The sequence below is a fragment of the Massilia sp. BKSP1R2A-1 genome (genome assembly GCF_050586525.1).
Lineage (GTDB): Bacteria > Pseudomonadota > Gammaproteobacteria > Burkholderiales > Burkholderiaceae_D > Telluria.
Genome location: NZ_JBOBRE010000009.1, coordinates 137624 through 164532, shown reverse-complemented (window position 1 = coordinate 164532; position 26909 = coordinate 137624). Strand labels below are relative to the sequence as shown.

General features: G+C 66.4%; 27 protein-coding genes. 12 read left to right on the top strand and 15 right to left on the bottom strand.

The window, feature by feature from the left end; translation table 11 throughout:
• Positions 1-92: 92 nt before the first annotated feature.
• Positions 93-1064: an HDOD domain-containing protein gene (locus ACQ7JA_RS15580; RefSeq protein ID WP_430899279.1), complete on the top strand. Its 972-nt coding sequence runs from the start codon at positions 93-95 to the stop codon at positions 1062-1064.
• A 56-nt stretch (positions 1065-1120) separates the two neighbouring features.
• The gene (locus ACQ7JA_RS15575; protein WP_430899277.1) at positions 1121-1387 is read left to right on the top strand and encodes a hypothetical protein; all 267 of its coding nucleotides are present in this window, start codon (positions 1121-1123) and stop codon (positions 1385-1387) included.
• Between the two features lie 16 nt (positions 1388-1403).
• On the opposite strand, the gene ACQ7JA_RS15570 is transcribed toward ACQ7JA_RS15575, so the two are convergent.
• Positions 1404-2018, bottom strand: coding sequence for a class I SAM-dependent methyltransferase (locus ACQ7JA_RS15570; RefSeq protein WP_430899275.1), 615 nt, complete (start codon positions 2016-2018; stop codon positions 1404-1406).
• Between the two features lie 135 nt (positions 2019-2153).
• Between ACQ7JA_RS15570 and mfd the strand changes: the two genes are divergently transcribed.
• The 4 genes from mfd (at position 2154) to ACQ7JA_RS15550 (ending at position 8395) form a co-directional block, all read left to right on the top strand.
• Entirely contained in the window at positions 2154-5600 is a 3447-nt protein-coding gene (gene mfd / locus ACQ7JA_RS15565; RefSeq protein WP_430899273.1) for a transcription-repair coupling factor, read from the top strand.
• A gap of 12 nt (positions 5601-5612) precedes the next feature.
• Positions 5613-6455 (top strand): phosphoserine phosphatase SerB, encoded by an 843-nt coding sequence (serB, locus tag ACQ7JA_RS15560; RefSeq protein ID WP_430899271.1) that lies wholly within the window; start codon positions 5613-5615, stop codon positions 6453-6455.
• 124 nt (positions 6456-6579) lie between these two features.
• Positions 6580-7881, top strand: coding sequence for an SGNH/GDSL hydrolase family protein (locus ACQ7JA_RS15555; protein ID WP_430899269.1), 1302 nt, complete (start codon positions 6580-6582; stop codon positions 7879-7881).
• A 73-nt stretch (positions 7882-7954) separates the two neighbouring features.
• Positions 7955-8395 (top strand): hypothetical protein, encoded by a 441-nt coding sequence (locus tag ACQ7JA_RS15550; protein WP_430899267.1) that lies wholly within the window; start codon positions 7955-7957, stop codon positions 8393-8395.
• A gap of 53 nt (positions 8396-8448) precedes the next feature.
• Here the strand turns inward: ACQ7JA_RS15550 and ACQ7JA_RS15545 are convergent, their stop codons facing one another.
• The 4 genes from ACQ7JA_RS15545 to ACQ7JA_RS15530 form a co-directional block, all read right to left on the bottom strand.
• Positions 8449-8835 (bottom strand): cupin domain-containing protein, encoded by a 387-nt coding sequence (locus tag ACQ7JA_RS15545; RefSeq protein WP_430899265.1) that lies wholly within the window; start codon positions 8833-8835, stop codon positions 8449-8451.
• A gap of 292 nt (positions 8836-9127) precedes the next feature.
• Positions 9128-9544 (bottom strand): hypothetical protein, encoded by a 417-nt coding sequence (locus ACQ7JA_RS15540; protein ID WP_430899263.1) that lies wholly within the window; start codon positions 9542-9544, stop codon positions 9128-9130.
• Between the two features lie 4 nt (positions 9545-9548).
• Positions 9549-10331 carry a Mut7-C RNAse domain-containing protein gene (locus ACQ7JA_RS15535; RefSeq protein ID WP_430899261.1) on the bottom strand — a complete coding sequence of 261 codons (783 nt, stop codon included), beginning with the start codon at positions 10329-10331 and terminating at the stop codon, positions 9549-9551.
• On the bottom strand, positions 10325-11113 hold the full coding sequence (locus tag ACQ7JA_RS15530) for a DUF72 domain-containing protein (protein ID WP_430899259.1): 789 nt from the start codon (positions 11111-11113) through the stop codon (positions 10325-10327). Before ACQ7JA_RS15530 ends, ACQ7JA_RS15535 begins: the two co-directional genes overlap by 7 nt.
• Positions 11114-11223: 110 nt before the next feature.
• Between ACQ7JA_RS15530 and trxC the strand changes: the two genes are divergently transcribed.
• A complete protein-coding gene (gene trxC / locus ACQ7JA_RS15525; protein ID WP_430899257.1) occupies positions 11224-11661 on the top strand; it encodes a thioredoxin TrxC in 438 nt (145 codons plus the stop codon).
• 114 nt (positions 11662-11775) lie between these two features.
• Positions 11776-12135, top strand: coding sequence for a DUF4870 family protein (locus ACQ7JA_RS15520; protein WP_430899255.1), 360 nt, complete (start codon positions 11776-11778; stop codon positions 12133-12135).
• On the opposite strand, the gene ACQ7JA_RS15515 is transcribed toward ACQ7JA_RS15520, so the two are convergent.
• The 4 genes from ACQ7JA_RS15515 to phaC all read right to left on the bottom strand — a co-directional run bounded on the left by ACQ7JA_RS15515 (position 12136) and on the right by phaC (position 17528).
• Complete coding sequence (locus tag ACQ7JA_RS15515) at positions 12136-13302, bottom strand: cystathionine beta-lyase (RefSeq protein WP_430899253.1); 1167 nt, start codon at positions 13300-13302, stop codon at positions 12136-12138. It lies immediately after the preceding gene.
• A gap of 21 nt (positions 13303-13323) precedes the next feature.
• The gene (gene rimO / locus ACQ7JA_RS15510) at positions 13324-14772 is read right to left on the bottom strand and encodes a 30S ribosomal protein S12 methylthiotransferase RimO (RefSeq protein ID WP_430899251.1); all 1449 of its coding nucleotides are present in this window, start codon (positions 14770-14772) and stop codon (positions 13324-13326) included.
• Between the two features lie 127 nt (positions 14773-14899).
• Complete coding sequence (phaR, locus tag ACQ7JA_RS15505; RefSeq protein WP_430899249.1) at positions 14900-15463, bottom strand: polyhydroxyalkanoate synthesis repressor PhaR; 564 nt, start codon at positions 15461-15463, stop codon at positions 14900-14902.
• A gap of 322 nt (positions 15464-15785) precedes the next feature.
• Positions 15786-17528, bottom strand: coding sequence for a class I poly(R)-hydroxyalkanoic acid synthase (phaC, locus tag ACQ7JA_RS15500; protein ID WP_430899247.1), 1743 nt, complete (start codon positions 17526-17528; stop codon positions 15786-15788).
• A gap of 57 nt (positions 17529-17585) precedes the next feature.
• On the opposite strand from phaC, the gene ACQ7JA_RS15495 reads away from it, so the two are divergent.
• A complete protein-coding gene (locus ACQ7JA_RS15495; protein WP_430899245.1) occupies positions 17586-17801 on the top strand; it encodes a hypothetical protein in 216 nt (71 codons plus the stop codon).
• A 25-nt stretch (positions 17802-17826) separates the two neighbouring features.
• On the opposite strand, the gene pgeF is transcribed toward ACQ7JA_RS15495, so the two are convergent.
• Both pgeF and ACQ7JA_RS15485 read right to left on the bottom strand, forming a co-directional pair.
• A complete protein-coding gene (gene pgeF / locus ACQ7JA_RS15490; protein ID WP_430899428.1) occupies positions 17827-18600 on the bottom strand; it encodes a peptidoglycan editing factor PgeF in 774 nt (257 codons plus the stop codon).
• Positions 18600-19619: an RluA family pseudouridine synthase gene (locus tag ACQ7JA_RS15485; protein ID WP_430899243.1), complete on the bottom strand. Its 1020-nt coding sequence runs from the start codon at positions 19617-19619 to the stop codon at positions 18600-18602. Before ACQ7JA_RS15485 ends, pgeF begins: the two co-directional genes overlap by 1 nt.
• 97 nt (positions 19620-19716) lie before the next feature.
• Between ACQ7JA_RS15485 and ACQ7JA_RS15480 the strand changes: the two genes are divergently transcribed.
• A complete protein-coding gene (locus tag ACQ7JA_RS15480) occupies positions 19717-20553 on the top strand; it encodes an outer membrane protein assembly factor BamD (RefSeq protein WP_430899241.1) in 837 nt (278 codons plus the stop codon).
• 37 nt (positions 20554-20590) lie between these two features.
• On the opposite strand, the gene yaaA is transcribed toward ACQ7JA_RS15480, so the two are convergent.
• Complete coding sequence (gene yaaA, locus ACQ7JA_RS15475; RefSeq protein WP_430899239.1) at positions 20591-21361, bottom strand: peroxide stress protein YaaA; 771 nt, start codon at positions 21359-21361, stop codon at positions 20591-20593.
• Positions 21362-21399: 38 nt separating this feature from the next.
• On the opposite strand from yaaA, the gene ACQ7JA_RS15470 reads away from it, so the two are divergent.
• Positions 21400-21852 carry a putative toxin-antitoxin system toxin component, PIN family gene (locus ACQ7JA_RS15470; RefSeq protein WP_430899237.1) on the top strand — a complete coding sequence of 151 codons (453 nt, stop codon included), beginning with the start codon at positions 21400-21402 and terminating at the stop codon, positions 21850-21852.
• Positions 21853-21892: 40 nt separating this feature from the next.
• Positions 21893-23050, top strand: coding sequence for a pyridoxal phosphate-dependent aminotransferase (locus ACQ7JA_RS15465; protein WP_430899235.1), 1158 nt, complete (start codon positions 21893-21895; stop codon positions 23048-23050).
• A gap of 144 nt (positions 23051-23194) precedes the next feature.
• Here ACQ7JA_RS15465 and ACQ7JA_RS15460 read toward each other — a convergent pair whose 3' ends face one another.
• Genes ACQ7JA_RS15460 through mshL form a run of 3 tightly spaced genes read right to left on the bottom strand, consistent with a single transcriptional unit; the run spans position 23195 to position 26907 of the window.
• A complete protein-coding gene (locus tag ACQ7JA_RS15460; RefSeq protein WP_430899233.1) occupies positions 23195-24244 on the bottom strand; it encodes a tetratricopeptide repeat protein in 1050 nt (349 codons plus the stop codon).
• Positions 24241-25131 carry an ExeA family protein gene (locus ACQ7JA_RS15455; RefSeq protein ID WP_430899231.1) on the bottom strand — a complete coding sequence of 297 codons (891 nt, stop codon included), beginning with the start codon at positions 25129-25131 and terminating at the stop codon, positions 24241-24243. Before ACQ7JA_RS15455 ends, ACQ7JA_RS15460 begins: the two co-directional genes overlap by 4 nt.
• Entirely contained in the window at positions 25132-26907 is a 1776-nt protein-coding gene (mshL, locus tag ACQ7JA_RS15450; protein WP_430899229.1) for a pilus (MSHA type) biogenesis protein MshL, read from the bottom strand. It abuts the gene before it with no gap.
• Between the last annotated feature and the right edge of the window lie 2 nt (positions 26908-26909).

Below are 26909 nucleotides of genomic sequence, written 5' to 3'. Positions count from 1 at the left end.
GCGGTTGCGTCCCTGGCTGTTTTCCCATGGCGGCGCGCCCTCCACTGCTGCTCGGGTAGAATCGGCCAGACCGAGTGCCTCCATTCCCGAACATGAAAAACTGGTTCGCCCGCCTCTTCGGCAGCACCGCGTACCCCGAGGCCGACCGGCCCGGGGCTTCCACCGTCACGTCGCAGCGGGCGCCTGAACCTGCCTCGCATGCGGCCATCGATATCGACCTGGCCTTCCACCGCTGGCTGGCAGGCCCGGTGTCCCATACCGGCGACACCAGGGATACGCTGATCCTTGACGAACTGGCCAGGCTGGCGCGCGATCCGCAGGCCGCGGCCGAACTGGTGCCGCGCGTGCCGGCCGTGATTCCCCAGCTGTTGCGCAGCCTGCGCGAGGAAGGCATGTCCGCCACCGAACTGGCGCGGCAGGTGGCCCAGGACGTCACCCTGGTGGCCGAAGTGATCCGCGAAGTGAACAGCCCCTGGTACCGCCCCACGGCGCCGGTACGCACCATCGAGGGCGCCCTGATGCTGCTCGGCCAGAACGGCCTGCGCATGCTGCTGGCGCGGGTCGCCTTCCGCCCCGTGATCAGCGCCCAGACCGGCCGCCTCGCGCGCCAGGCCGCGCCCCAGCTCTGGCGCCAGTCCGAAAAATGCGCACTGGCCGCCAGCCTGGCCGCCCCGTCATATGGCGCCGACGCCTTCGAGGCGTGCCTGGCCGGCCTGACGCGGAATGTCGGCCTGGTGGTCGCACTGCGCCTGATCGACCAGGTGGACGCCGCCGGCCGGCTGCCCCAGTCCCGCAGCTTCGCCCACGCCCTGCACGACACCGCCCGTACGCTCTCGGCCCGTATCGCGACCGAATGGGAGCTGCCCCCGATGGTGGGAGCCGCGATCATGCAGTCGGGCCAGCCCGGCGGCCCGCCGCTGGCGCAAGCCCTGCGCACAGGCGAGCGGCTGGCGACAATGCGCGTTCTGCTCGACGCGAACGTCGAGGGCACGCAGGACGCAGTCGATCGCCTGGTACCGGAAGAGCGCCGCCTGTTCGAGAAACTGAATGAAGCGGAAGATTGACTTCCCAACCGTGCTCCTGCCTGTAGAATCCGGGCTTTACGAAACGTAGGCAAGCGATGAAACGAACCGATCTGGCAAAGAGCGACGCCAAGAAACTGATGAATCAAATGGGAGCGAAGGACGCAGCCTTCGGTGCGGCCGCCCGGCCACCCGTGACTGACCGACGCGAACAGCGCGACCGCGAGCGCGCGCTGGGACTCGTGCCGTTTGCCGTGAAGCTGAACGCGGACCTGGTGAAGCAGTTGCAGGCGCTGAGCAAGGAACGCGGCGTCGAGATGAACCAGCTGGTGGCGGAGCTGCTTCAAAAAAGCCTGGCAGCATAAGACCCAACCCTGGGTGTCAGGTCGACCCAACCCTGGGTATCAGGTCTGACATCTGGACACGAGCTCGACAGAAGACACGTCTAACGGCCGGGCTCGGGGGAGCCCCGGTCGCGATCGCATAGGCTTCGTCGCGCGCCAGCCAGAGGGCGCGCTCGTCCTCTTCCTGGGCGAAGCTCATGTGCGCAACCACGAAGGGCGCGCCGCGGTGCAGGCGCTGGCGGATCGCCCGCAAGGCATGACGGCGCTCGCACAAAGGCATGAAATGCATGGTCGGCAGGCAGACGGCCGCATCGAACGGCCCGTCGGGCGCAACGTCCACATCGCCCTCGTGCAGCGCGACCCTGGAGGCGTGCTCGCCGACCGTGTCCATCGCCAGTTCCAGCATCTCGGGAGACGGATCCACCCCGTCGAAGATCCAGCCCGGCTGGGCGTCGGCGAAGGCTTTCAGCTCGAGCCCGCCGCCCGCCGCCCGCCCCGAGCACCAGCACCAGCACGCGCGCGTCATACGGCGCCCGCTCGGCCAGCAGCTCCTGCGCCATGCGGTGCAGGTCGCTGCATCCCGGCACCAGGCGCGGCGGTCCTTCCAGATAGTGCGCGACGGCGCGCGGATCGGAAAGATGCCTTTGTGCACTTCTCATACTCGTCCCTGTTTCTGTACCGGCATCGACACGCGCGGACCCGGCCTGCGCCGCGCTTCCCGCCCGGCGTCGTGATGGCGCTTCGTCTATAATGGTCAGCCACTGTTGCGAACGTCACTGCGCGCTCAATGCCCTTCGATCTCAAGAAAAATCTCCCCAAGCCAGGCACCCGTTTTGCCCTGCCGGCGCTGCACGGCTCGAGCGACGCCTACGCGCTCGCCAACGCCGCGCTGGCCCTGAAAGCCAACAAGCAGATGCTTACCGTCATCGTGGCGAATGCCAGCGATGGCCAGCGCCTGCTCGACGAAATCCCCTGGTTCGCGGACGGCAAATTGTCCTGCCACCTGCTGCCGGACTGGGAAACGCTGCCCTACGATGCTTTCTCGCCGCACCAGGACCTGGTCTCCGAACGCCTGGCCACCCTGCACGAGATCCGCAACGGCCAGTGCGACGTGCTGGTCGTGCCGGCCACCACGGCGCTGGTGCGCCTGGCGCCGCCGTCCTTCCTGGCAGCCTACACCTTCTTCTTCCGGCAAGGCGAACGCCTGGACGAGGCCAAGCTCAAGGCCCAGCTGACCCTCGCGGGCTACACGCACGTATCGCAGGTGATGTCGCCGGGCGAATACTCGGTGCGCGGCGGCCTGATCGACCTCTTCCCCATGGGTTCGGCCCTGCCCTACCGCCTCGACCTGTTCGGCGACGAGATCGAGACCATCCGCACCTTCGACGCCGACACCCAGCGCTCGCTCTACCCGGTCAGGGAAGTGCGCCTGCTGCCCGGCCGCGAATTCCCGATGGACGAAGCCGCACGCACCGCCTTCCGCGGCCGCTGGCGCGAGCGTTTCGAGGGCGACCCTTCGCGTTCGCCGATCTACCGCGACATCGGCAACGGCATCGCCTCGGCCGGCATCGAGTACTACCTGCCGCTCTTCTTCGAAGAGACTGCAAACCTGTTCGACTACCTGCCGGAAGGCGCGATGCTGGCGATGGTGGGCGACATCGATGCCGCGATCCAGCGCTTCTGGCTCGATACCGAATCGCGCTACAAATTCCTCAAGAGCGACCGCGAACGCCCGATCCTCGAACCGCGCGAACTCTTCCTGGGCGCCGAACAGTTCTTCACCTGCGCCAAGCCGTACGGCCGCTGGACCATCGCCCGGGATCCGTCCGCCCCCGCCTCCGAGCTGTCGGCGCCGATTCCCGATGTCGCCGTCAATCGCCGCCTCGACGACCCGCTGACGAATTTGCGTTCCTACCTGCTGCGCCAGGATGCGCGCGTCATGATCGTCGCCGACTCGGCCGGCCGCCGCGAGACCCTGCAGCAGTACTTCCACGAATACCAGCTCGAGCTGGCGCCGGTCGAGGGCTTCGAGGGCTTTCGCACCAGCGACGCCAGGCTGGCGCTGGGCGTGGCGCCGCTGCAGACCGGTTTCGAGCTATTCGAAGACCATGCCGATCGCATGGTCTTCGTCACCGAGACCGAACTGTATGCGGGTTCCGGCCGGCGCGCCGGCAAGAAGAAGCAGGAAGCGACCAGCCAGGTCGAATCCATGGTGCGCGACCTGTCCGAGCTGAAGATCGGCGATCCGGTGGTCCACATCAACCACGGCATCGGCCGCTACATGGGCCTGGAGAGCCTCGACCTGGGCGAAGGCGAGACCGAATTCCTGCACCTGGAATACGCCAAGGAGACCAAGCTGTACGTGCCGGTCTCGCAGCTGCACGTGATCTCGCGCTACTCCGGCACCTCGCCGGAAGACGCGCCGCTGCACGCGCTGGGTTCCGGCCAGTGGGACAAGGCCAAGCGCAAGGCCGCCGAACAGGTGCGCGACACCGCCGCCGAGCTGCTGAACCTGTATGCGCGCCGCGCCGCCCGCCAGGGCCATGCCTTCGAATATTCGAGCATCGACTACGAGAACTTCGCCGGCAGCTTCGGCTTCGACGAAACCCCGGACCAGGCCGAGGCCATCCACAACGTCATCAAGGACATGACCTCGGGCCGCCCGATGGACCGCCTGGTCTGCGGCGACGTCGGCTTCGGCAAGACCGAAGTCGCGCTGCGCGCCGCCTTCATCGCCGTCATGGGCGGCAAGCAGGTCGCCATCCTGGCCCCGACCACCCTGCTGGCCGAGCAGCATGCGCAGACCTTCGCCGACCGCTTCGCCGACTGGCCGGTGAAGATCGCCGAGCTGTCGCGCTTCAGGACCGGGAAAGAAATCAACAATGCGATCAAGGGCATGGCCGACGGCACGCTCGACATCGTGATCGGCACCCACAAGCTGCTCTCGCCGGACGTGAAGTTCACGCGCCTGGGGCTGGTCATCATCGACGAGGAACACCGCTTCGGCGTGCGCCAGAAGGAAGCGCTGAAGGCCCTGCGCGCCGAGGTCGACGTCCTGACCCTGACCGCGACCCCGATCCCGCGTACCCTCGGCATGGCGCTGGAAGGCCTGCGCGACTTTTCCATCATCGCCACCGCGCCGCAGAAGCGCCTGGCGATCAAGACGTTTGTCCGCAGCGAGGACGGTTCCGTCATCCGCGAGGCCTGCCTGCGCGAACTGAAGCGCGGCGGCCAGATCTACTTCCTGCACAACGAGGTCGAGACCATCGAGAACCGCCGCGCCATGCTGCAGGAGCTACTACCCGAAGCGCGCATCGGCGTGGCCCACGGCCAGATGCACGAGCGCGACCTGGAAAAGGTGATGCGCGACTTCGTCTCGCAGCGCTTCAACATCCTGCTGTGCACGACCATCATCGAGACCGGCATCGACGTGCCGACCGCGAACACCATCATCATGCACCGTGCCGACCGCTTCGGCCTGGCCCAGCTGCACCAGCTGCGCGGCCGCGTGGGACGTTCGCACCACCAGGCCTATGCCTACCTCCTGGTGAACGACGTGAGCGGCCTCACCAAGCAGGCGCAGCGCCGCCTGGACGCGATCCAGGCCATGGAAGAACTGGGCAGCGGCTTCTACCTCGCCATGCACGACCTCGAAATCCGCGGCGCCGGCGAGGTGCTGGGCGAGAACCAGTCCGGCGAAATGCTGGAAGTCGGCTTCCAGCTGTATTCGGACATGCTGAACGAAGCGGTGCGTTCGCTGAAAGCCGGCAAGGAGCCGGACCTGGCCGCGCCGCTGTCTTCCACGACCGAAATCAACCTGCACGTGCCGGCCCTGCTGCCCTCGGACTACTGCGGCGACGTGCACGAGCGCCTGTCGATCTACAAGCGCCTGGCCAACTGCGAAAGCCAGGACAAGATCGACGGCATGCAGGAAGAGCTGATCGACCGCTTCGGCAAGCTGACCGAGCCGGTCAAGGCCCTGATCGAGACCCACCGCCTGCGCATCGCCGCGAAGTCGGTCGGCATCGTCAAGATCGACGCCCACGACGAGGCGGCCAACCTGCAGTTCATGGAGAAGCCGCCGATCGACCCGATCAAGATCATCACCCTGATCCAGAAGAACCGCCACATCAAGCTGGCCGGCCAGGACAAGCTGCGCATCAGCGCCAGCATGCCCGACCTGGCGGCCCGCGTGACGCAGGTAAAACAGACCATCAAACAGCTCCTCGCCTAAACCACAATGACCATGAACCTGGTGCTCCAGGGGCCGCAGGCCTCTCTCGATACGCTCGACCGCCTCGCCCGCCTCGCCAAACCCGCGCGCACCGTGCCGCTGGGCGAGCATGCACTGCGCTGCGAGGACCTGCCCTTCGACGCGGACATGAAGGCCCGTGTCGAGGAAGCCGCCTTCGACGCCGGCGTGGACGCCTGCTTCATCGAGGCCGGCAAAAAGCTCGCCGACTTCGGCCTGGTGGCGATGGACATGGACTCGACCCTGATCACCATCGAGTGCATCGACGAGATCGCGGACATGCAGGGCCTGAAACCCCAGGTCGCCGAGATCACCGAAGCGGCCATGCGCGGCGAGCTCGATTTCGCGGCCAGCCTGACGCGCCGCGTGGCCCTGCTCGAGGGGCTCGACGCATCGAGCCTGCAGCGCGTCTACGACGAGCGCCTGCGCATCTCGCCGGGCGGCGAAGCCATGCTGGCGGCAGTCCAGGCCGCGGGCCTGAAGACCCTGCTGGTCTCGGGCGGCTTCACCTTTTTCACCGACCGCCTGAAGGACCGCCTGAAGCTCGACTTCACCCATGCCAATGTGCTGGAGGTGGCGGACGGCAAGCTGACGGGACGCGTGGTCGGCGGCATCGTCGACGCGGAAGAAAAGAAGCGCACCGTCGAGCGCGTGTGCGCGGAGCTCGGCATCCCGCCCAGCCGCGCCATCGTGATGGGCGACGGCGCCAACGACCTCAGGATGATGGGCGTGGCCGGCCTCTCGCTGGCCTTCCGCGCCAAGCCGGTGGTGCGGACCGAGGCATCGGTCGCCCTGAATTTTTCGGGCCTCGATGGATTGCTCAACATCATCGCTTGATTTGTTCCTCGCAATCAAATAGCGAGCTAGCGCAAACCTTGGCGCGTTTTCCTTTGGTGCGCGCGGCCTGCTGGGCTATCGTAAAACGGAACGCGGCCCTGTTGGCAGCGCGAGGGAGAGCACCATGCGACCCGTCGATGTTTCCGCCAAGCGCAGCATCAAGGAAGACGCACCCCGCAGCCCGGGCCGGCGCCGGCTCCTGATCGCCGGCCCGGCGCTGGCCGCCGGTGTCGCCGCCTTCGGCGCGGGTGCGCCGGCCGCCGCCCAGTCCTGGCGCCTCGCGGACTGGTGCCCCACCTGGGGCTGCGCGCCGGCGGGGCCGCCGACCAGCGCCAACACCCTGTCCTTCAGCGACCAGACCGTGCGCCTGATCGCGCATGCCAGCATCGGCGGCAGCCGCGTGCGGGTGCGCCTCTCCAACGAGATGGGGACGACGGCCCTGAACGTCGGGGCAGCCTATGTCGGCGTGCGTAGCAGCGGCTCAGCCGTGCGCACGGGCAGCAACCAGCCGCTGACCTTCGGGGGCAGCAGCTCGGTCACCATCCCGCCCGGGGCGCCGGTGCTGTCCGACCCCGTCTACCTGAGCGTCGCGCCATTCGCCGACCTGGCGGTCAGCCTCTATCTGCCGGGGAGTGTGCAGGCCGCCACACTGCACGGCACCGCGCTGCAGGTCAACTACGTTTCGACCGCCGGCAATTTCGCGGCCAACGCTTCCTTGACGGTCTCGCGCACCATCGCCTCCTGGCCCTTCCTCACCGAAGTGCTGGTCGATGGCGGCGCGCGCTGCATCGTGGCGGTGGGCGACTCGATCACGGACGGGGTCGGCAGCACGAGCCACCTGAATCGCCGCTGGCCAGACCTGCTGGCGCGCCGCCTGCAAACCGAGCTGGGGGAATCGGGCAATATCGGCATCGTGAACCGCGGCATTGCGGGCAACCAGCTCACGCGCGAGGAGCCCACGGCCATGATCGGCGGACGTTCGGTGCTGTCCCGATTCGACCGCGACGTACTGGCCACGCCCGGGGTGCGCGCCGTGATGGTGCTCATCGGGATCAACGACATTTGCAACACTTCCGGCGCCAGCCTGGTGAAGCCCGCCACGCTGATCGCGGGCTACCGGCAACTCATCGCCCGCGCCCACGACCGCGGGGTGGCGATCATCGGGTCGACCCTGACGCCGTTCGAAGGCTTCGTCTACTACAACGCGGGCCGCGAGGCGGTGCGCCGCGCCGTCAACGACTGGATCCGTTCCTCCGACGAGTTCGACATGCTCCTCGACTGGGAGGCCGTCCTGCGCGACCCGGACACGGCCGGACGGCTGCGGGCCGACTACAACAGCAGGGACTGGATCCACCCGAACGACGCCGGCTACGCGGCGATGGCGGCCGAGGTGCCGCTGCAGGAACTGGTGGCGCTGCTGGGGTGATGTGTAACGAGCTGTAATAGCCTCAGCGCAGCGGCACGGGATTTTTTATCATGGCAGGAACAGGAGGACCGCCATGAAAAAACTGATCTTCGTTGCCCCGTCGTTGGCCATGCTGGCCGTGCTGGCCGGCTGCGCCGCACCCAATCCGAACTATGATGCGTCGAACGCCTATGGGCGCCCGGCCGATCCGAACGGGTGGCGCGTGGTGTCCGTGACCCCGGTGCCAGTCGGTACCGGCGCCCGCGCCGCGGCATCCGGCGAGGCCGCCGTCACCACCAGCCCCGCTCCGCAGTCGGCCTATTCGACCACCTATACGACGCAGCCGGTCTACGTCCAACAGCAGCCGGTGTATGTACCGCAGCCTGTCTACGTGCCGCAACCGGTCTACGAGCCGCGCTACTACTACCCGCCGGTCTCGATCGGCCTGGGCTTCAACTTCGGCCGCGGCTGGGGTCACCACCGCGGCTGGGGCGGCCATATCGGTACGCGTTTCCCCTACCATTACCGCCGCTGAGGCGCACAAAAAACAAGGCCGGCATCGCCGGCCTTGTTTTATCGCTGCCCGGATCAGTGGCCGTGCTGGCGCTCGTACTCGTCCGCTTCCGCCTTGGTCGCGTGGATGATGCCGTCCGGATGTTCCGGCGGGGTGTACAGGGTATACAGGCGCATCGGCTCGGTCTTCGAGGTATTGATGACGTTGTGCTCGGCGCCGGCCGGGATCACGACGGCTACGCCATCTTCCAGCTTGTGCTCTTCGCCGTCCAGCAGCGCGACGCCCTCGCCCGCCTCGACGCGGATGAACTGGTCGTGCCCTTCATGGCGCTCGACGCCGATTTCCTCGCCCGCCTGCAGGGTCATGATCACCAGCTGGCTGCGCTGAGTGGTGTACAAGACTTCGCGGAAATTGTTCCCGGCAAGAGTCTTCTCTTCGATATTGATGCTGTAGCCCGACATTGTTGTTCTCCTGTTTGCAAATGAAGCACGGCGCTGCCGTCTCGACATCATTGTATAAGAGTCAAGGCAAACGCGTGCACCTGCCATTCGGCCAGGCCGACATCCGGGGGGCAGGACTATTCGGTGCTCTGGGTCGACCCGAACAGGCCAATCTTGGTGTCAGGTCTGACAATCGGACACGGCCTCATCGATAGGCGGTAATCAATGCTGAGTTCGTGTCCGAATGTCAGACCTGACACCCAGTAGTTGGTTTGACATCGAATGATTGAACAGCGAAAACGGGTCAGGTGCTTTATGCCGATCCGAACAGGTCGTGCGCGTCCAGCAGCGCCCAGGCGATGTCGGGGCGCTCGCCCAAGCGCCGGCGTACCGCGGCCGGCACCGATTGCCGCGCCTTCTTGCACAGACCCGGCTTTTCCTCGAGCACCACGATGATGCCGCGCACCGTGCGCACCTCGTTCGGGCCCGGCTCGATGCGCAGCTCGGCGCCCAGGTTCTTGCGCACCAGCGCCTGTACATGCTGCAGGTCCGCATAGCTCTCGACGCGTTCGATACGCTCGAGCAGCTTCTGCTCCTGCAGGCGCGTCAGGGCCAGCGGCCGGTGGTCGGCCTGCGGGTCGTTGATCACGCGGTCGCGATCGCAGACGCAGGCGCCGGGCGGGCACTCGGTGCGGATAGGGAATGGGAACGGCGAAACGGGCTCGGTCACGCTGTCAGGAGGTCGGGTTGGGGGTCGGCGGCAATTCTACATCAGCCGCGCGCGCCGCCACGCCCTCGAGCAGGCCGCGCATGCGCGCGTAGTGCGAGCCCTTCCAGTACACGCGCCGGCAGGCATCACAGGTCGTGAATTCCGTGTGGGTGCCGCGCACGCTGGGCGGCAGTTGCTCCAGCACCTCTTCCTTGTCGACCCGCCGCAGCGGCAGGTTGCAGTGCAGGCAGAGCGTGAACGCGCGGATCTGCCTACCCAGGCGCAGGCGTGCGAAGAGCTCGCGCAATTGCTCGGGTGGGTCGAGCGCGTGGACATAGCATCCGAGTTCGACGGTGCGGCGCTTGAGCAGTTCGCGGTCGCGGGTCAGGAGGACCCGTCCCTCTTCGCGCGCGATGCGCTCGATGTCCTCGTCGTGGAAGGCGTTGTCGTAGAGGGTGTCGAAGCCCGCCATGCGCAGCAGCCGCGCCAGTCCGCCGAGGTGGGCGTCGGCCACGAAGCGCAGGCGTCCGGCCGGCCAGCTGCGCAGGCGCTGCAGTGTATGCACGTCGAGCGCCCCGAAGGCCGGGTACACGGCGACCCGGTCGCCATCCGCCAGCAGGCGGTCGAAGCCGCTCGACTCGCCGTTCACCAGCAGCAGCCCGATCTCGGTGTGCGGCACGCCCAGCGCCTCGACCATGTGCTTGGCGGTCGCTTCGCGCGCGCAAGGCGTGGTGACGTCGCGGCCGCGGCGCGCGCGCGGCAGGAAGTCGTTCAGCTGGTCGTAGAAGCGGAAGGTCGCGGTCACCATGGTGGGGATAGTATGGCAGCGTGGTCCAGGGGCTGCGCGTACTGTCCGTGCATCAACTCCAGTGCATTCGGCACCGCCTCGAAGGCAGCTGTGTTATCGAAGATGCACCAGCAGGTCTTGCCGAGCGCGGCCTGGCGCGCCAGCTCGCGGCGCACCGACGCCACGTACTCGGGCGTATAGCGCGAGTAATAGATGCGCGGCGTGCCGTGCAGGCGAACGTAGAGCGTGTCGCTGCTGGTCGGCACGTGCGGCCCCGGTTGGCCGGCTGCCGGATCGGCGATCACGCGCACGACGCGGCTGTCCACCAGCAGTTCGGTGGCGGCCTCGGAGAACCAGCTGGGGTGGCGCGCCTCGAAGGCAATCGTGCGGCCGAAGATGTCGTGGAGCTGGCGGAAGAACAGCCGGGTCGGCTCATCGACGAAGCCGAACTTCGGCGGCAGCTGGACCAGCAGGCAGCCGAGCTTCTCGCCCAGCTCGCCCGCCTCGTGGGCGAACTGGACCAGCTGCTGCTCGACGTCCACCATGCGCGCATCGTGAGTGATGGCGCGCGGCACCTTCACGGAAAAGCGAAAGGACTCGGGCACCGAGTCGGCCCACTTGGCATAGGTCGCCGGACGGTGTGGACGATAGAAGGCCGAGTTGATTTCCACCGCGGGAAAGGTGGCGGCGTAGCGTTCGAGATGGCTGCCCTCTACGGGAAAGGATGCGGCGTCGGCCTTCGGCACGCTCCAGCCGGCGCAGCCGACCAGCAGGGGGGCTGGGGATATGGCTTGTCTGGTCATCGACATGGCAAGAATGGCAATAACCCGATTCTACGGAATGACCCGCTTCGGCGGCGCATGGCAGGTCCGCTTACAATACGGCCATGTTTTCTTGATTCGAGGAGAAGCCGATGAGCGACCCCATCCACGTCGTCTGCCCCCAGTGCGACGCCGTCAACCGCCTGTCGCCCGAACGCTTGGCCGATGCGCCCGTCTGCGGCAAATGCGCCCAGGCCCTGTTCGCCGGCCGCCCCCTGGACGTCGACAGCGCCCGCTTCGCGAAACACGTGTCGCGCAGCGACATCCCGGTGCTGGTCGACTTCTGGGCCGAATGGTGCGGGCCCTGCAAGATGATGGCACCCCACTTCGCGCAGGCGGCCCAGCGGCTCGAGCCGGCCGTGCGCCTGCTGAAGGTGGACACCGAACGCAGCCAGGATTTGTCGGCGCAATTCGGGATTCGCAGCATTCCGACCCTGGCCCTGTTCCGCGGCGGACGCGAAGTGGCGCGCCAGGCGGGGGCCATGGACGCCGGCCGCCTGGTCGCCTGGGTGGAATCGCAGCTCCGGTAAGCGCAAACGGTCTTGAAAAACCGGCAAGGGACCTCATGTTGGCAAAGTGGCAGCATCGGCTGCTACAATGCATCGCCAGCCGGGCGTTTCCGGCTTCCTCTGAGGAGAATACAGATGTCGCAAGACCTGGTAATGGATCGCGGGACCGAAGATGCGAAGCAGTTCGCACGCATCCTCTACGTCGCCCACGCGCTGACCTTCCTGTTTTCCGCTGGTTTGCTGTCGATCCTGGTGCTGATCGTGAACTACGTGAAGCGTCCGGAGACCCAGGGCACCATCGTCTATTCGCACCACAGCTGGATGATCCGCTCGTTCTGGTGGTACCTGGTGTGGTCGATCGTCGCCTGGGTGCTGGCCGTCACCATCATCGGCATCCCGCTCGCCGTCGTGGTCTGGGGCGTCGCGTGGCTGTGGGCCGCTTACCGCATCATCCGCGGCTTCGTCGACCTGAACAGCAACCGCGCGATGCCATAGTCAAGCTGGCAGCTGTCCCAGGGCCTGCTCGATGTCGGCGATCAGATCGCCGACGTCTTCCAGGCCCACATTGAAACGCACCAGCACGCCCGCATCGAGCCAGCGGTCGCGGATGGCCCGGATGCGGTAAGGCATCACCAGGCTGTTCGGACCGCCCCAGCTGTAGCCGATGCCGAACAGCGTCAAGGCATCCACGAAGGCGTCGACCTGCGCTTCGCTGTAGCGCGGGTCGAACAGCACCGAGAACAGACCGCCCGCGCCCTTGAAGTCGCGCTTCCAATTGGCGTGGCCCGGGCAATCCTCGAACGCCGGATGCAGCACCTTCGCGATCTCCGGCCGCGCCTTCAGCCAGCCTGCCAGCGTGCGCGCGCCCGCGTCGTGGGCCTCGAAGCGCAGCTTCATGGTCGGCAGGCCGCGCATCACCAGGTAGGCGTCGTCCGCGCCCACGCCCAGGCCGAGGCGCATATGGGCCTGCGCCAGCCGTTCGTTGATCGCCCTGTCGCGGGTGATCGCGGCGCCCATCAGCAAATCCGCCCCGCCCGACTGGTACTTGGTCAGCGCATGCATGACGATGTCGGCGCCGACGTCGAAGCCGCGCAGGGCCAGGCCGGCCGACCAGGTGTTGTCCAGCGCGACCGGCACGCCCTTCTCCTTCGCCGCGCGGCAGATCGCCGGCAGGTCGGGCACTTCCATCGACACCGAACCCGGCGCCTCGGTCCAGACCAGCTGCGTGTTCGGCTGGATCAGGTCCGCGATGCCGCCACCGATCATCGGATCATAGAAGCGCGCGCTGACGCCGAAGTCCTGCGACAGCCAGCGCCCCAGTTCGCGGTTCGGGTTGTAGACGTTCTCCGGCAGCAGCACGTCGTCGCCACTCTTGAGAAAGGCGAAGTTGATCATCGCGATCGCCGACAGGCCCGAGGGCGCCAGCAGGCACTGCGCGCCGCCTTCGATCGCGGCCAGGCGCGCTTCGAGCGTGAAAGTGGTCGGGGTGCCGTGCAGGCCGTAGGTATAGGCGCTCTTGTCCTTCCACTGGCCGGAGCGCATCGCGGCCACGTTCTCGAACAGGACCGTCGAGGCGCGGTGGATGCCCGGCGGGAAGGCGTCGAAGCCGCCAGGTGCCTCGTAGTCGCTATGGATCAGGGAGGTCTGGGCGGTCTTCTTCATGTTTTTTCTACTCGCTGGTCTTTATGCGACAGTGGCCCACAGGTCGTGGGCGTCGGCCTTGGTGATCACCACGTCGATGAACTGGCCCACGGCCGGCTTGGCCTTGCCCGGCGCCAGGGCGCGCTTGATGTGGACCACGCCGTCGATCTCGGGCGCGTCGGCCGCGGTGCGGCCGATGGCTTCGCGCGCGCCGACTTCGTCGACGATCACGCGCATGGTCTTGCCGACCTTGGCCTGCATGCGCTTGAGAGAGATCTCTTCCTGCAGCAGCATCACGCGCGCGCGGCGCTCCTCGCGCACCGCTTCCGGCACAGGGTTGTCCAGCAGGTTGGCGGTCGCGCCTTCGACCGGCGAATAGGCGAAGCAGCCCAGGCGGTCGATCTGCGCCTCGCGCAGGAAGTCCAGCAGGTATTCGAATTCTTCCTCGGTCTCGCCCGGGAAGCCGGCGATGAAGGTCGAGCGGATGGTGAGGTCCGGGTTCATCTTGCGCCAGGCCAGGATGCGGTCCAGGTTCTTCTCGCCGCTGGCCGGACGCTTCATGCGTTTCAGGACATCGGGGTGCGCGTGCTGCATCGGGATGTCGAGGTAAGGCAGCACGTGGCCGTCGCCCATCAGGGGGATGACCTGGTCGACGTGCGGGTACGGGTAGACGTAGTGCATGCGCACCCAGGCGTCGTACTGGCGCGCCATCTTGCCGAGTTCCACGGTGAGCTGGGTCATGTGGGTCTTGACCGGGCGGCCGTTCCAGAAGCCGAGGCGGAACTTGACGTCCACGCCGTAGGCGCTGGTGTCCTGCGAAATGATCAGCAGTTCCTTGACGCCGGCCTTGAACAGGTTCTCGGCTTCCTGCAGCACCTCGTGGATCGGGCGCGAGACCAGGTCGCCGCGCATCGAGGGGATGATGCAGAAGCTGCAGCGGTGATTGCAGCCTTCCGAGATCTTCAGGTAGGCGTAGTGCTTCGGCGTCAGCTTGACGCCGTGGTCCGGCACCAGGTCGACGAAAGGATCGTGGGGCTTGGGCAAGTGCAGGTGGACCGACTCCATCACCTCGGTCACGGCGTGCGGGCCGGTCACGGCGAGCACCTTCGGGTGCACCTTGGTGATGATGTCCTGGCCGTCCGCGTCCTTCTTGGCGCCCAGGCAGCCGGTGACGATCACTTTGCCGTTCTCGGCGAGCGCCTCGCCGATCGCATCCAGGGATTCCTGCACCGCCGCGTCGATGAAGCCGCAGGTGTTGACGATCACGAGGTCCGCGCCGTCATAGGACTTGGCGGTCTGGTAGCCTTCCGCGCGCAGCTGGGTCAGGATCTGCTCGGAGTCGACCAGCGCCTTCGGGCAGCCGAGCGACACGAAGCCGACCTTGGGCGCGGCCACGCCTGGCGCCGGGCTCGGGATGACGAGTTCGGGCGCCGCTGCTGCGGGTCCGGCTGCAGTGTTGGCGGAAGCGGGAATACGGCGAAGTTCGGTCATGGGCGGACGACAAAGAATCTGGGCAATCCGCGATTGTACCCGAATGAGGTAGGACGGTGGAACAGGCGGGAGACTTTGCCGGCCCAGGAAGGGGCCGGCGGGTGCCGTCAAACAACGGCTGTGTTGATCACTTCTTATCGTTCGGCGGCGTCATGCCCGGGAAGGGAAAGGCGCCGAACATGGCCTTGCTCTGGTTCTGCATCTGCTCCTGCATCTGCAGGAAGAGATTCTTCGACTGGTCGATGTAGTTGTTCATCATGCCCTGCATCATCGGACCCTGGACGTTCATGAACTGCGTCCACATCTCCGGGCTGAAGGGCTTGCCTTCGAGGGCGCCGGCGGCATTGCTGGTGAACTTGTTCTGGATGTCGGTAAAGGCCTGGACATTCTTTTCCAGGTAGGAACCCATCATGCCCTGCATGGCGTGGCCATAGTAGCGGATGATCTGGGCCAGCACCGAGCTGGAGAACATCGGCACGCCGTTGGCCTCCTCTTCCAGGATGATCTGGAGCAGGATGCTCCGGGTCAGGTCTTCGTTGGACTTGGCGTCGACGACGGTGAACTCGTCGGCGTCGAGCACCAGCTGCTTCACGTCGGTCAGGGTGATGTAGGAACTGGTCTGGGTGTCGTACAGACGGCGGTTCGGGTACTTCTTGATCAGGCGTTCGGCGTTCTTTTTCGCACTACTCATCTCTTGTCTCATCGTTGTGCGCTGCGGCAGTAGCCCACGCGCTATTTTTCTTGATTACTTACCAAAAAAACCGGCCCAGGAGGCCGTTCCGCCAAGCAGGAATATTGCCCGACGGGACGGACAGCACCACACCTTACCACGATGGGCGCGCAGGTGCAGCAATTATTAGACTACAAACTTCCGTGATGATTTTGCTATCATCATGGTATCGCGCGTTTGTAGGGTGGGCGGGTCTCCCGCCCGCGCGTTCAATCAGTGCAAGCGCAGTGGCTGATCATCTGGGAGCTGAACGCGCGGACGGCGGAGCCGTCCACCCTACGGATCAGTCTGCTCTGGCTTTGACGTATCGGCCCGGCGCATCTTCGGTCGGTGGGTATTTCTCGGTTCCGAACGCACTTGGCGCCGGCACGTCGGACCCGCCATTCTCCGCCAGGAACTTCGCCCATTCCGGCCACCAGCTGCCCTTCTGTTCCGTCGCGCCGGCAAACCAGGCCTCGGCCGTCTTCGGACGGTGCTTGCCGCCCTTGTCGTTGACCCAGTAGCTGCGCTTGTTCTTCGAGGCGGGATTGATCACGCCCGCGATGTGGCCGGAGGCGCCCAGCACGTAGCGGTTGGCCTTGGGATTCTTCGGGTTGAGCAGGCTCATCGACGCAAAGGCGGCTTCCCAGGGCACGATGTGGTCTTCCTTCGAGCCGTAGAGGAAGACCGGGGCATCGATCTTGCCCAGGTCGACCGGCACGCCGCAGACGGTGAGCGCGCCCGGCACCTTGAGCTTGTTCTCCAGATAGGTGTTGCGCAGGTACCAGCAGAACATCGGGCCCGGCAGGTTGGTGCTGTCGGCGTTCCAGTACAGCAGGTCGAAGGCCGGCGGCTCCTTGCCCTTCAGGTAGTTTTGCTGGACATAGTTCCACACCAGGTCGTTGGGACGCAGGGCCGAGAAGGTCGTGGCCAGGTCGCGGCCCGGCATCAGGCCGCCGCCGCCCAGGGTCTGTTCGCGCAGGGCCACCTGGGCCTCGTCTACGAACACCTCCAGTACGCCGGTGTCGCTGAAGTCCAGCAGCGTGGTCAGCAGCGACAGGCTGGCGGCCGGCTGCTGGCCGCGCGCGGCCAGCACCGCCAGCGCGGTCGCGGCGATGGTGCCGCCGACGCAGAAGCCGAACACATGGGTCTTGTCCTGGCCGCTGATCTCGCGCACCACCTCGATCGCCTTGATGGCGCCCGTCTCGACGTAGTCGTCCCAGCGGGTATTGCCCAGGCTGCGGTCCGGGTTGCGCCACGAGACCATGAAGACGGTATTGCCCTGCTCCACCACATAGCGCACCAGGGAATTTTCCGGCTGCAGGTCGAGGATGTAGAACTTGTTGATGCAGGGCGGGATCATCAGGAGCGGCACCGCCTTCACGCTCGCTGCGCTCGGGGTGTACTGGATCAGCTGGAACAACTCGTTCTCGAACACGACCTTGCCCGGCGTGGCGCCGACATTGCGGCCCACCTCGAAGGCCGACTCGTCGGATTGCGAGATGCGGCCCTTCTGGAGGTCGGCCAGCATGTTCGCCAGGCCCTTGGTCAGGCTCTCGCCCCTGGTCTCGAGGAGCTTCTTCTGCGCTTCCGGATTGGTGGCGAAGAAGTTGGCGGGCGACATGGCGTCGACCATCTGCTGCACGGCGAAGCGGATCTTCTGCTTTTCGCGCGGGCCTGCCTCTACGGCATCGGCCAGGGCCAGCATGAATTCGGAGTTCAGGAGGTAGGAGGCAGCCGAGAAGGCGGACATCGGGTGCTCGCGCCATTCCGAGCTCGAGAAGCGCTTGTCGAGGAGTTCCGGCGACTTGCCGCTGATGAAATCCTGCCAGAGCTCCCCAAGTTTCTTGAGGTAGGCGTCACGGATGCTCTCCAGCTTGCCCGGCGCCAGGCCGACGCCGAAATCCTTCAGCACACCCGCCAGCGGGTTGCTGCCCGCGCCGGGCGGCGTCATGGTCGGCATCGTCATCCAGCCCTGCCACACGCTCGGGTCGGTGAACTGGTTCATCCACGAGGTGGCGAAGGCTTGCGGGTCAGGCATGTTCATGTCGTCGTACCTTGTTTAGAATCGAGGGGTTTAGCGCTTAACTTCAGGAGAATGCTCATGTGGATCGTCGCCGTTGCCTGGGTTTATGTCGTCGTCCTGATGGCGGCGACTGAACCGACAATCGTGCACGGCCTGATGACGTTCCTGTTCTATTGCGCCGTGCCATTATCCATCCTTTTATACCTGACCGGGGGCAAACGGCGCCGCGCGCGCCGCGAGGCACTGGCGAAACGCAAGGCCGCCGAACAGGAAAGCGGCCCGGGCGGCAACTGAGCATTGTCGCCGCTCGCCACCCCGCTTATTTGATCCAGATCAGACTTGCCTGGCGGCCCGTGACATGGTCGCGGCGATAGGAATAGAAGCGCTCCGGCGCCGTGGCGGTGCACTGCCCGCCTCCGTGCACCCGGCTGACGCCGTCGCGCGCCAGCATCAGCCTGGCCAGCGTGAACATATTCGCCAAGAATTTACCTTGCGAATCCTTCTGGACGAAAGCCTCCTCCGTCGCCGCGCCAGGCAGCGCAGCAAGAAACGCTTCGCGCACCTCAGGCCCGACTTCGAAGGCCGTCGGGCCGATCGCCGGACCCATCCAGGCCGTGATCTCGCCGGCGCCCGCCGCGCGCATGGCCTTGACGGTCTCGCCCAGCACGCCGCCCGCCAGCCCGCGCCAGCCGGCGTGGGCGGCGCCCACCACCTTGCCGTCCAGGTCGGCAAACAGCACCGGCAGGCAGTCGGCCGTCAGGATGGCGCACACGACGCCGGCCCGCGTCGCGATGCTGGCGTCGCCCGTGCGCACCGGCTGGTCGGGGCCGACGGTCGGTGCATCGACCACGTCGGCCCCATGCACCTGCGCGATCCAGGCCGGCCGGCCCGGCAGGCAGGCCTGCAGCCGGGCCCGGTTGGCCTGTACGGCCGCGGCCTCGTCGCCGCAATGCAGGCCGAGGTTCAGCCCGCCGCCGCCCTTGCCGTCACCGTAGGGGCCCTGGCTGACGCCGCCGTCGCGGCTGGTCGCCAGCGCGCCGACGTTCGCCGGCAGGTCGGGCCAGTCGGGCCAGACGAGGGCTGAGCGATCCATCATTCCTCGTCGCCATCCACGTCGTCGCCCGGCTCCTCGATGCCGGCCTGGGCGATCAGCTGGGCAAAGTCCTCGGCCAGCGGTACGGTCCACTCGCAGTCTTCCCCAGTGCCCGGATGCACCAGGCCGAGGCGGCGCGCCTGCAGGGCCTGGCGGTGGAAGACCGGGGTCAGGTGCTGCTTGCCGTAGACCGAATCGCCGACCAGGGCGAAGCCCAGGTGCTGCATGTGGACGCGGATCTGGTGGGTGCGGCCGGTTTCCAGGCTGCAGCGCACCAAGGACACGGGGCGGCGGTCCAGGGTGCCGGTCGCCACGCGCTTGTAATGGGTGATCGCCGGCTTGGCGAAGGGGCTCGAGGAGACGGCCATCTTGACCCGGTCTTTTGGATGGCGGCCCATCGGCGAATCGACGGTGCCGCGCGCAAGCGGGGTGCCCCAGACCAGCGCGAAGTACTCGCGCTTGACGGTGCGCGCCTGCAGCTGGCGCACCAGGTCGGTCTGGGCCGCCAGGGTCTTGCCGACCACCATCAGGCCGCTGGTATCCTTGTCGAGGCGGTGCACGATGCCGGCGCGCGGCACGCCCACCAGCTGCGGGCAGTGGTGCAGCAGGCCGTTGAGCAGGGTGCCCGACCAGTTGCCGGCGCCCGGGTGCACGACCAGGCCGGCCGGCTTGTTGATGACGATGATCTCTTCGTCCTCGTGGACGATGTTCAGTTCCATGGCTTCCGGTGCGAAAGCGGTGTCCTCGGGCGCGGCCTGCGGCTCGATGACGACGGTCTCGTCGCCGTAGGCGGTCGCCTTGCCCTTGGCGGGCTTGCCGTCGACCTTGACGAAGCCGCCTTCGAACCAGAGCTGCAGGCGGGCGCGCGAGAATTGCGGCACCATGCCGGCGATCACCTTGTCGAGGCGCTGGCCGCACGCCTCGGGCGACAGGTGCAGGGTAATCGGCGAGAGATCCGGCCCGGCGGTCAGGTCGACCGCACTTTCAAACTCGTCGTCGAGTTCGGGGTCAAAGGGCATTTCCGCCGAATTCGGCGCAGGAGTTAAAATCACGTGAGTCCCATCGGCTATAATCAGCCGTTCGTTGAATCTAGGTAAAACTTTCTTGCAAAGAGCTATGCAAAAAAAATTGTCTGTGTTGGTGGCCGCTTGCGCCTTCGCCCTGTCCGCCTGCAGCATGCTGCCGGAAAAAGGCGACGAGACCAAAAACTGGTCAGCCGAGAAATTATACGCTGAGGCGCGCGATGAAATGAATGGCGGCCATTACGAAACGGCCATCAAGCTGTTCGAAAAGCTGGAGTCGAACTATCCCTTCGGCACCTTTGCCCAGCAAGCGCAGATGGAAATTGCGTATGCTCACTACAAGTCGCAGGACCAGGCCCAGGCGCTGGCGGCAGTCGAGCGCTTCATCAAGCTGCACCCGAATCACCCGCAGGTCGACTATATGTATTACCTGCGCGGCCTGATCAACTTCAACGACCAGATCGGCTTCCTGAGCTTCATCTACGAACAGGATCCGACCGAACGCGACCCGAAAGCGACGCGCGAAGCCTTCGCCGCCTTCAAGGTCCTGGTCGATAAGTTCCCGAACAGCAAGTACACCCCGGACGCGATCGCACGCCTGAACTACCTGGTCAACGCGATGGCCCAGTACGAAGTGCACGTGGCGAACTACTACTATCGCCGCGGCGCCTACCTGGCCGCGCTGAACCGCGCCCAGGCCGCCGTCCAGGAATACAGCACCGCCCCGGCCCGCGAAGAAGCGCTGTTCATCATGATGCGCTCCTACGACAAGCTCGGCATGCCGGTGCTGCGCGACGATACCCAGCGCGTGTTCACCCTGAACTATCCGGACAGCCGCTTCCTGAACCCGAACGCCGCCGGCGACGCGCCGTGGTGGAAGTTCTGGTCCAAGGGCACGGCCAAGCCTTCGCCGAAAGACGCGCTGCAGTAAGACGACAGGCGGCGCGCCCGGTGCGCCGCCCTTCGCTTCAAGCCGCCACGCGGCGGCGGAACACCCAGTTGCGCTCGCCGGAAGCCGCTTCGTCGAAGGCGTAGCCGTCGACGTCGAAGTCCTTCAGCTGTTCGGGCTTCGTGATCGCATGTTCGGCGGCGTAGCGCGCCATCAGGCCACGGGCGCGCTTGGCGAAGAACGAGATGATCTTGTACTTGCCGTTCTTCCAGTCCTCGAATACCGGGTTGATCACCGGCACGTCGAGCAGCTTCGGCTTCACCGACTTGAAATACTCTTCCGACGCGAGGTTGACCAGGGCGGTTGCCCCGGTTTCGGCGGCCTGGCGATTCAGGGCCCCGGTCACGCTGTCTCCCCAGAAGGCATACAGGTTGGCGCCATGCGGGTTCTTCAGGCGCGTGCCCATCTCCAGGCGGTAGGGATGCATGCGGTCGAGCGGGCGCAGCAGGCCGTACAGGCCCGACAGGATGCGCACGTGGCGCTGGACGTAGTCGATCGCCGGCTTGCCGAGCGTGCGCGCTTCCAGCCCGCCGTAGACGTCGCCGTCGAAGGACATGACGGCCTGGCGCGCCTCCGAATGGTCTGCGCTCCAGTGCGCATAGCGCGAGACGTTCAGCATCGCGAGATTGTCGGACAGATCCATCAGCTCGGCGATGCCGGCCGGCGAATAGCCGCGCAGGACGTCGATGAGTTCGGCGGCGCGCGGGATGAACTCCGGGTTGGTGTGCAGCTTGGTGGGGCTGGGGGATTCGAGATCGAGGGATTTTGCGGGCGACAGGACAATCAGCATCGGATAAACAGCGTTACTAGACTAAAAGAATTTCCTACATGATACCCGTTTCAGCCACACCCATCGTCATCGACACCAATGTCTGCCTCGACCTGTTCGTGTTCCACGACCCGCGCTGGGCAGAACTCGTGACGGCGCTGGAATCGGGCGCCGTCAGGGCCGTGACCCGCGCCGACTGCCGCGACGAATACCTGGCCGTGCTGCGCTACCCGCACCTGCCGCTCGACGAAGCCGGCCGCCTCGAGGCCGTCGCCCGCTTCGATACCCTCCTCCACGTGGTCGCACCCGACGCGAAGCATGTGCGCCTGCCGGTATGCACCGACCGCGACGACCAGAAATTCCTCGAGATCGCGCGCGACGCCGGCGCCTCCGTCCTGATCACCAAGGACAAGGCCCTGCTCAAGCTGGGCCGCCGCACCGTGCGCGAAGGGCTGTTCAAGATCATGGTGCCGGAGGCCTGGCTCAAGGCCAACGCAGGTGGACTCTCCTGACCCACGCTAGAATAAGTCCATCGTCTTTTTCTTTGCCGCCATGACTACTCCCGTACTGCGCACCCGCCTGCCCGCTGTCGGCACGACCATTTTCACCGAGATGTCCCAGCTCGCGGCCGAGCAGCAGGCCGTCAATCTCGGCCAGGGCTTTCCCGATTTCGCCTGCGATCCCAGGCTCATCGCGCTCGTCGACGAGGCCATGCGCGCCGGCCACAACCAGTATCCCTTCATGACGGGCGTACCGGCCCTGCGCGCCGCCATCGCCGCCAAGATCGCCGCGCTCTACGGCCGCAGTTACGACGCCGATACCGAGATCACCGTGACCAGCGGCGCCTCGCAGGCGATCCAGACGGCGATCCTGTGCAGCGTGCATCCGGGCGACGAGGTGATCGTCATCGAACCGGCCTACGACTGCTACGCGCCGGCGATCGCCCTGAGCGGCGGCGTGGTGGTGCCGGTGGCGATGCGCATCGAGAGCGACGGCTACACCGTGCCCTGGGACGAGGTGGCAAGCGCCGTCACGCCGCGCACCCGCATGCTCATCGTGAATTCGCCGCACAACCCGACCGGCTCGATCCTGCGCGCCGCCGACCTGGCCGCGCTGGCGGACATCGTCGACGGCACGGACATCCTGATCCTGTCGGACGAAGTCTACGAGCACATGGTCTTCGACGGCCAGCAGCACGAATCGGTGTCGCGCCACCCGGTGCTGGCCGAGCGCGCCTTCGTGATCTCGAGCTTCGGCAAGACCTATCACGTGACCGGCTGGAAAGTGGGCTACGTCGCCGCGCCAGCCAGCATGATGGTCGAGTTCCGCAAGGTCCACCAGTACAACGTCTTCACCGTGAACACCCCGATGCAGCACGGGATCGCGGCCTATATGGCGGACCCGGCGCCCTACCTGGGCCTGCCTGCGTTCTACCAGAAGAAGCGCGACCTGTTCCGCGCAGGGCTGGCCGGTTCGCGCTTCGAACTGCTGCCTGCGGACGGCACCTATTTCCAGTGCGTGCGCTACGGCGCCATCTCGGATCTGCCGGAAGCGGCATTTGCGAAGTGGCTGACGCGGGAAGCGAAGGTGGCGGCGATTCCGGTGTCGGCGTTCTACGGCAAGCCGACGGAGTCGGGCGTGGTGCGTTTCTGCTTCGCGAAGAAGGATGAGACGCTGCACAAGGCGTTGGAGACGCTTTCGCAGTTGTAGGGTGGGCCGGGGCGCGCAGCCGGATTCCGCCCACGCGGTGATAGTTAAATGGTGAGTTGCCGCAGCGGCGCATCTTGCTCTGCTTGACCGCGTGGGCGGAGGACTCGCGGGGCCGCCCAGGCCCACCCTACCGCAACATCGGCCTTATTGGGCGAACTGCTTGAGTTTGCGATCCACGAACCCCAGCAGTTCCGGCGACAGCGAGCCGCTGTCGCGGGCCTTCTGATAAGCCACCACGGCTTCCGGCGCACGCTTCTCGGCCTGCAGCGAAATGGCCATCCCCATCCACCACACACCATTCTGCGGCGCGGTGCGCAGTGCCTGCCGATACTGTTCGACCGCCTCGCGATGACGCTCTTCGCGTTGCAGCGCGCCGGCCAGGAAGGCGTGGTATTCGCCATTCCCGGCCGCATAGGGCAAGGTACGCATCAGGGTGTCGATGCCGGGGCTGCCGCGCTCCAGCTGCAGGCGCGCCAGCAGCATCGCCATGGCCGGCTGGCGCGCGTCGAGCGCCAGTGCGGCGCCCAGCTGGCGTATCGCCTCCTCTGGACGCTTGGCCTCGATCAGCAGGCTGATCAGGGTCTGGCGCGCGGCCTCGTGGCGCGGATCGGCGCGCAGCGCGCCTTCCAGGTTCCCGATGGCTTCGGTCACGCGGCCGTCCTCCAGGCTCGCCATTGCGCGGCGGTAGCCGTTCTCGGCGCGCTGCGTGGTGGTCTCGACCTTGCCCGCCGGGGCCTTCGGCGCGGCCACGGGTTTCGGCACGGCTTTCGCAGGCTCGCGCTTCACAACGGACGCTTCACGTTTCGGCGCGGCGGCGGCCACCTTCGGTTCGGCCGGCTCGGGCGCGGCTTTCGCCGGCTCGGCCTTCTCCGGCTCCGGCGCGGCTTCGGCCACGGCCGGTTCGACAGGCGCAGGCGCCGGCTGCGGGACCGGCACTTCCTGTGCGACGGGCGCTTTCGAGAGGTCGAGCGGCACTTCCGCAGCCGGCGGTGCGGCGCTGTTCTGCTTCAGGCGCCAGGCCATATAGGCCGAAGCACCCAGCACGGCCACCAGGGCGGCGACGAGCACAACCCGCAGCCACGGGAAGGTGCGCTCCGGCGGCGCCACGGGCTTGATCTCCGGTGCACCGGCGGCCAGGCCTGGCTGGCCGCCGCGCGCGTCGAGGTCTTGCAACATCTTGTTAATCAGGCTCATCGTACGAATGCCCATGCAATGCCGGCCACGGCGCCGGCCAGCAGGCCGCCGGCAGCCAGTGACGGCCAGTAGCTGCGCCTGGCGCCGACCGTATCGAGCGCCGCGGTGCCGACGTGTCCGGCGCCGACCAGCTGCTTGCCCTGGCCATACGCCAGCATCAGCGACTTGTGCGCCAGGATGTTCACCAGGCGCGGCACGCCCCCGCTGGCCTTGTACAGCCGGCGGATCGCGGCGCGCGAGAACAGGCGCGCCCCGGTAAAGCCGGCCACGCGCAGGCGGTGCGCCACATAATAATCCAGGTCGTCGCGCGACAGCGGTCCGAGATGGTAGTGGAAGGTGATGCGCTGGGCCAGCTGGCGGATCTGCTGGAGCTCCAGCTTGCGGTTCAGTTCCGGCTGGCCGAACAGCACGATCTGCAGCAGCTTGCGCTTCTCGGTCTCGAGGTTGGTGAGCAGGCGCAGTGCTTCCAGGCTCTCGACAGGAATCGCCTGCGCCTCGTCCAGGCACAGCACGGTCTGCAGTCCCTGCCCCGCCAGCTCGAGCAGGCGCAGGTTGATCGCCTTGAGCAGCTGGTGCTGGTCGACGTCGCGCTCGAGGACGATCTCGAGTTCGTCGGCCAGGGCCAGCATCAGGGTGCGCGGCTCCAGGTAGGGATTCGGGATGTAGGCGGTGACGAAGCCTTCGCCGAGGGTCGCCATGAACTTGCGGCACAGGAGGGTCTTGCCGGTGCCGACCTCGCCCGTGATCTTGATGAAGCCTTCGCCGCTGCGCGCCGCCACCAGCAGCGTGTTCAGCGCTTCCTGCGAACGCGGGCTGCCGAAGAAGAAGCTGGTGTCGGGCGTGATCCCGAAGGGCAGCTCGCGCAGGCCGAAGTGTGGCGCGTACATTTACTCTCTGCCCTTTGGCTTCAGGTCGTCGATGCGGCGCGTGGTGTCGAGCAGGTCCTGGCTCCAGTCGTTGGCGCCTTCGACGATGGTCGGCTTGATCAGGACCACCAGCTCGCGCTTCTGGTTGACGCGGTTCTTGTTGCGGAACAGCGCGCCCAGCACGGGGATCTTGTCGGCGCCCGGCAGCTGGTCGACGTCGCCGGTGGAGGCCTGGCGCATCAGGCCGCCGATGGCGACCACGCGGCCGTTCTGGCCGCGCACGATGCTGTCCAGCTCGGAAGTGCTCGAAGCGGCCAGCGGCAGGTTCAAGGTGCCGGCGGTGCCGAGGTTCACGCCCTTGTTGACGGTGGTGACCTGGCTGACCGAGGGGTGCACGTGCAGCAGGATGTTGCCCTTGTCGTCGATCTGCGGGGTCACGTCCAGCACCACGCCCGAGAAGAAAGGCTGCAGGGTCACGCTCGGCGTGATGGTGTTGCCGGTGGTCGTGTTGTTGATGTTGGTGGTCACGCCGGTGACGAAGAATTCGTCGGTGCCGATCTTGAGCACGGCCTTCTGGTTGTTCATCGCCGCCACGCGCGGGCTCGAGAGCACGTGCACGGTGCCCTGCGATTCCAGGAAGGTGATCAGGGCCGCGAAGTTATTGGTCTGGAAGGCGAAGCCGAACAGCGAGCCGGCCGCTTCCGCCGCCTGCGACAGCGAGAAGCCGGTGCTGGCGGACAGGCCACGGCCGTTGCCGATCACGGGAGGCTGGCTGCCGTCGTATGGCAGCGGCGCCAGGTTCGCGCCCGGCGAGATCATGCCGCCCGAGACCCGGTTGGCGTGCGAGCCGCGGAAGGAGGCGAAGGAAGCCCAGTTGATGCCGCTCTGGAAGCTGTCGTTCAGTTCCACCTCGAGGATCTTGGCTTCCAGGATCACCTGGCGGTCGACCGAGAGCTGGGTCGCCTTCAGGTACATGTCGACGTTGCGCAGCTCGTCCGGCATGGCGCGGATCACGACCACGCCCGACTGCGGGCTGATCACGACGCTGCGACCACCCTCCTTCGAGCCGACGATGGCCTCGACCGCGGCCTTCAGGTCGGCCCAGAAGTCGTTCACCGACGTCGTGTTGACATCGGTGCGCTCCATCTGCACCAGGTTGGAGCCGCCGCCGTTGCTGCCGCTGTTATTGGTGCCGCCATTGTTGTTCGTGTTGCTGCTGTTCTGGTTATTCTGGTTGTTGCCGTTATTGCCGTTGCCCGCGTCCGCCACCGACGTCGAGGTGACGCGCAGGTTCGAGGTGCCGCGGCGCTGCGCGACCAGATAGTTCACATGGAACATCCGGGTCTGCATGGTCAGCGGACGGATCGTGATGCGGGTGCCGTCGACACGATAGTCGTAGCCGTACATCTCCTTCACCGCTTCCAGCGTCTCGAGCAGGGTCACGTCCTTCAGGTTGGCGCTGATGCTGCCGCTGACGTCCGGGTGCACCAGCATGTTGTAGCGGGTGCCTGCCACGATCGAGCGGAAGAACTGCTGGGCCGGGACGTTGTTGAAGGAGACGTTGAAACGCTCTTCCAGCGCCGGACGCGCCTTGGGCAGCTGCGTGGCCAGGGCGCTGGCCGGCGGCAGCAGCGCGTTGGCGACCGCGTCGTCCACGGCCGGCGTCGCGGTGGGCTGGCTGTTCGCCTTGGCCATCTCGCGGCCGATCGCGTCATAGGTGTCGTTCTTCGGCGTCTGGCAGCCCGACAGGATCAGGGCGGCGGCCAGGGCGAGCGGGGTCAGGAAAAGGGTTTTCATGT

Coding starts and splice junctions, on each gene's coding strand:
- trxC (WP_430899257.1), top strand. CDS start 11,224: ATGAGCGACCCCATCCACGTCGTCTGCCCCCAGTGCGACGCCGTCAAC.
- phaR (WP_430899249.1), bottom strand. CDS start 15,463: ATGAGTAGTGCGAAAAAGAACGCCGAACGCCTGATCAAGAAGTACCCG.
- ACQ7JA_RS15465 (WP_430899235.1), top strand. CDS start 21,893: ATGACTACTCCCGTACTGCGCACCCGCCTGCCCGCTGTCGGCACGACC.
- ACQ7JA_RS15530 (WP_430899259.1), bottom strand. CDS start 11,113: ATGACCAGACAAGCCATATCCCCAGCCCCCCTGCTGGTCGGCTGCGCC.
- ACQ7JA_RS15515 (WP_430899253.1), bottom strand. CDS start 13,302: ATGAAGAAGACCGCCCAGACCTCCCTGATCCATAGCGACTACGAGGCA.
- yaaA (WP_430899239.1), bottom strand. CDS start 21,361: ATGCTGATTGTCCTGTCGCCCGCAAAATCCCTCGATCTCGAATCCCCC.
- ACQ7JA_RS15520 (WP_430899255.1), top strand. CDS start 11,776: ATGTCGCAAGACCTGGTAATGGATCGCGGGACCGAAGATGCGAAGCAG.
- mfd (WP_430899273.1), top strand. CDS start 2,154: ATGCCCTTCGATCTCAAGAAAAATCTCCCCAAGCCAGGCACCCGTTTT.
- phaC (WP_430899247.1), bottom strand. CDS start 17,528: ATGAACATGCCTGACCCGCAAGCCTTCGCCACCTCGTGGATGAACCAG.
- mshL (WP_430899229.1), bottom strand. CDS start 26,907: ATGAAAACCCTTTTCCTGACCCCGCTCGCCCTGGCCGCCGCCCTGATC.
- rimO (WP_430899251.1), bottom strand. CDS start 14,772: ATGACCGAACTTCGCCGTATTCCCGCTTCCGCCAACACTGCAGCCGGA.
- ACQ7JA_RS15455 (WP_430899231.1), bottom strand. CDS start 25,131: ATGTACGCGCCACACTTCGGCCTGCGCGAGCTGCCCTTCGGGATCACG.
- ACQ7JA_RS15485 (WP_430899243.1), bottom strand. CDS start 19,619: ATGCCCTTTGACCCCGAACTCGACGACGAGTTTGAAAGTGCGGTCGAC.
- ACQ7JA_RS15550 (WP_430899267.1), top strand. CDS start 7,955: ATGAAAAAACTGATCTTCGTTGCCCCGTCGTTGGCCATGCTGGCCGTG.
- ACQ7JA_RS15580 (WP_430899279.1), top strand. CDS start 93: ATGAAAAACTGGTTCGCCCGCCTCTTCGGCAGCACCGCGTACCCCGAG.
- ACQ7JA_RS15535 (WP_430899261.1), bottom strand. CDS start 10,331: ATGGTGACCGCGACCTTCCGCTTCTACGACCAGCTGAACGACTTCCTG.
- pgeF (WP_430899428.1), bottom strand. CDS start 18,600: ATGGATCGCTCAGCCCTCGTCTGGCCCGACTGGCCCGACCTGCCGGCG.
- ACQ7JA_RS15495 (WP_430899245.1), top strand. CDS start 17,586: ATGTGGATCGTCGCCGTTGCCTGGGTTTATGTCGTCGTCCTGATGGCG.
- ACQ7JA_RS15480 (WP_430899241.1), top strand. CDS start 19,717: ATGCAAAAAAAATTGTCTGTGTTGGTGGCCGCTTGCGCCTTCGCCCTG.
- serB (WP_430899271.1), top strand. CDS start 5,613: ATGAACCTGGTGCTCCAGGGGCCGCAGGCCTCTCTCGATACGCTCGAC.
- ACQ7JA_RS15545 (WP_430899265.1), bottom strand. CDS start 8,835: ATGTCGGGCTACAGCATCAATATCGAAGAGAAGACTCTTGCCGGGAAC.
- ACQ7JA_RS15460 (WP_430899233.1), bottom strand. CDS start 24,244: ATGAGCCTGATTAACAAGATGTTGCAAGACCTCGACGCGCGCGGCGGC.
- ACQ7JA_RS15575 (WP_430899277.1), top strand. CDS start 1,121: ATGAAACGAACCGATCTGGCAAAGAGCGACGCCAAGAAACTGATGAAT.
- ACQ7JA_RS15555 (WP_430899269.1), top strand. CDS start 6,580: ATGCGACCCGTCGATGTTTCCGCCAAGCGCAGCATCAAGGAAGACGCA.
- ACQ7JA_RS15470 (WP_430899237.1), top strand. CDS start 21,400: ATGATACCCGTTTCAGCCACACCCATCGTCATCGACACCAATGTCTGC.